4 protein-coding genes are annotated in these 2,874 nt (G+C 51.5%); 1 reads left to right on the plus strand and 3 read right to left on the minus strand.

Annotated elements, in window-relative coordinates; all coding sequences use genetic code 11:
- Positions 1 to 281 (plus strand): phage tail protein (locus NXS07_RS19295; protein ID WP_258087435.1); only part of this gene is annotated, 281 nt, incomplete at its 5' end.
- A 21-nt stretch (positions 282 to 302) separates the two neighbouring features.
- Here NXS07_RS19295 and NXS07_RS19300 read toward each other — a convergent pair.
- The 3 genes from NXS07_RS19300 to NXS07_RS19310 form a co-directional block, all read right to left on the minus strand.
- Positions 303 to 719: a tail fiber assembly protein gene (locus NXS07_RS19300; protein WP_258087436.1), complete on the minus strand. Its 417-nt coding sequence runs from the start codon at positions 717 to 719 to the stop codon at positions 303 to 305.
- A gap of 2 nt (positions 720 to 721) precedes the next feature.
- Positions 722 to 2,482 carry a phage tail protein gene (locus NXS07_RS19305; RefSeq protein WP_258087437.1) on the minus strand — a complete coding sequence of 587 codons (1,761 nt, stop codon included), beginning with the start codon at positions 2,480 to 2,482 and terminating at the stop codon, positions 722 to 724.
- A partial coding sequence (locus tag NXS07_RS19310; RefSeq protein WP_258087438.1) for a phage tail protein I occupies positions 2,479 to 2,874 on the minus strand: 396 nt, incomplete at its 5' end. The genes NXS07_RS19305 and NXS07_RS19310, both read right to left, overlap by 4 nt.

Here is a 2,874-nt window from a genome sequence, read left to right on the forward strand (position 1 = left end):
TGTATCCCGAGGTGACGGGCGGTGATATTTCGCTGGAGGTACTGAGGACAATGGCGTTTTCTGCCAAACCGTGGCCGCTGATTGAGGGTACAGGCATGATCTACGGCATGTTTGTCATTGACAGCCTGACCGAAAGCCGTACAGAATTTTTCGCTGACGGCAAGGCCAGACGAATTGAATTCACGGTGTCATTGAAGCGGGTAAGTGAAGATATCAGAGAGGGATTGAGCGTTGTCACGGCCGATGATTTGCTGGGTCTGGCAAAAGCAGCATTAAGATAAGGGGCGTTCAGCCCCTGATTGCTATTCTGGCGCTTTAGGCCAGTCAATTTTAGGTGCTGCTGAACAGTCTACACGATTCAATAGTACCCGGTATTTTTTCCACCCTGTCAGTGATTCTCGCTCACTATCTATTGCCATTTTTAGGTCTACAGCGTCCTGTAACGGTGCGATAGCGTTTGATGCCTGTGACATCAGGTATTGTTTTTTCCGCTCTGCCCGTTGCTGTAATTCCTCCGGCGTGGGCGGTGGAATATCGCCCCACGCAGGCAGACCGTCAGGCCCCGCGATACGCCGCTTCCCTGTCGGTGGGTTACGATACTCACGATAAATCGCCTCATTCACCGCAAACCCATCAGACGGCCATGTGCCCGCATTGATATAATCCTGCTGTAACTCAGTGGCGTAAAACAGATTCTCTCTCGGAGAGTAGTGATACATGATTAACACCCCATCGCAAAATAAAAGAGCTTAACGTTGAAATTGTCTGGAACGTCAGACACATGATCAATGGTCACCCAAGTCCCCGAACGTGTACTGCCGCCAAAATAGGCCGACATTGCCCCTTTGATAGGGCCATCCATATTGGGTGTCGCAACACCGCCAAAACAGTCGTTCGGGAACAATGTCGGAAACTCCACCCATTCCCGCGATTCCCCCAATTTTCGTTCTGTATATCCCCACTGGTAAATAATCCCGGTGTTGCCGCATTTCCACCAACCCCGCAGATCTCGCAATGCCGTATTCCGCTGTGAATTCAATTCATCCTGCGTCACATAGGGGGCTAAATCGTCAAGGGTCGATAACGTGCCTGATTTTTTGGGAAATGAAATAACGTAATTGTTTTGCTCAGAACCCGCATTTCGCCGATAGATATAGAGGTCATCCGATCCATTATTAAATTCCGCCTCCAGTGCAAAACGGTCACCCCCGCTATTTTGTAATATCACCCGGGGGAATAACCCCGTGACTACCGCTTCCGCGATATTGCCCCGGGCAAAACCCCCAGTGATCCAATCACGCGGTGCATATGACGCTAAATCGTCAAGGGTCGATAACGTGCCTGATTTTTTAGGGAATGAAAGGACGTAATTGTTACGCTCAGAATGGGCATTTCGATGATAGATATAGAGGTTACTCGATGCCTTATTAAATTCCGCCTCCAGTGCAAAACGGTCACCCCCGCTATTTTGTAATATCACCCGGGGGAATAACCCCGTGACTACCGCCTCCGCGATATTGCCCCGGGCAAAACCCCCGGCGACCCAATCACGCGGCGCGGCATTTTTCGCTAGATCTACCGTTCCCGTTAAACCGAGGTTTTCTACAAATAGTTTTTTGTCAAGGATGTCTGCACCGTTCTTCGATTTTTCGAGGCGGGCGTTAGCATTGTTATTAGCATTGCCTGCATTTTGGTTTGCGGTATTCGCCAGTGATTTAGCCTCATTGACGCGGAAATCCACTTCCCCTGGGGTATATGCCCCGACATCCCCCGCACCCAACGAAATATCAGAAGACAGTGCTTTCCCGTTGACCTTGCGTGTCGCCGGCACACGGCCATTAGCATTATCCCTTGCGGCATTAGCCAGGTCATACGCCACCTTAACCGCTTTCGGGGTAGCGGCTTGAGTTTCACTGTGACTGTCTACTGCACTGCTTAAGATCACAAACCCTTTATCCTTCAGCGTGGCGTCAGGATGGCGGCGACTGTTCTCATGGTCTTTAATGGAGTTTGTGATCCGTGAATCCACATACTCTCGGGTGGCCAGCACCACAGCCGGATCAATTTTCAGTGTCACCGCGTCGGTGCTGCTGACAATCAGTACCATGCGAAGGGTCTGCGTACGGCCGGAGCCTTCCTGTAACTGCGGTTTGTAGGTTTCGGCGCAGTTGCCGACCGCAATCAAAATACCGTCTTTATCAAACAGGCCGATTTCCCGTATCCACCAACCGCCCTCGCTTTCCGGTATCACCTGCTCGGCAATAATCTGGTGGGTGTTTTTAGGGTCAATGCTCAGAACATTAATCGCCGCGCGGCGACGTTCGTTAATGAGTTGGGCTTGTGTCGTATGGGGTGTAGGCAGACTGCCGCCGCCATCCCCCACGGCCATATGGGTAATTTCTATTTTTGTTCCCAGTGCGGCAGCATTTGCCAGTTTGTCCGCCCCCAGTCGGGTGAGCAGGGCAAAGTATTTCGTACTCATGATTTAATCCTCATTTCATCAATAACATGCACACCGACACCGACGACATCAGAGCCGGTGACAGTGATTAATTCAGGAACATAGGGATAAACGGTTAAGATATCGCCGTCATAGCTGGCTGCGGCGCAATAGGCCGCCCCGCCCGTTTCCAACTGAATGGACATGCCAATCAGATGACGTGAAGCGGGTTTGGCATCAAAAATCAGCCGTTCCAGCTCAAAATAGGTCGCTTCCGTGATGCCGGTGTCCATCACGCCGATATCCAGCCGGAAGGTGCCGGGCGGGTCGTGGTTTTGCCACCATTCAATCACGCGGATTAAGTAACCGAACGGCTCGACTACCCGGCGGATGGCACCAATCGTTCCCTTGTGCTTATGGACGAACATCGCGGC

Source organism: Xenorhabdus bovienii (assembly GCF_024721015.1).
Taxonomy (GTDB): domain Bacteria; phylum Pseudomonadota; class Gammaproteobacteria; order Enterobacterales; family Enterobacteriaceae; genus Xenorhabdus; species Xenorhabdus bovienii.

Coding starts and splice junctions, on each gene's coding strand:
- NXS07_RS19300 (WP_258087436.1), bottom strand. CDS start 719: ATGTATCACTACTCTCCGAGAGAGAATCTGTTTTACGCCACTGAGTTA.
- NXS07_RS19305 (WP_258087437.1), bottom strand. CDS start 2,482: ATGAGTACGAAATACTTTGCCCTGCTCACCCGACTGGGGGCGGACAAA.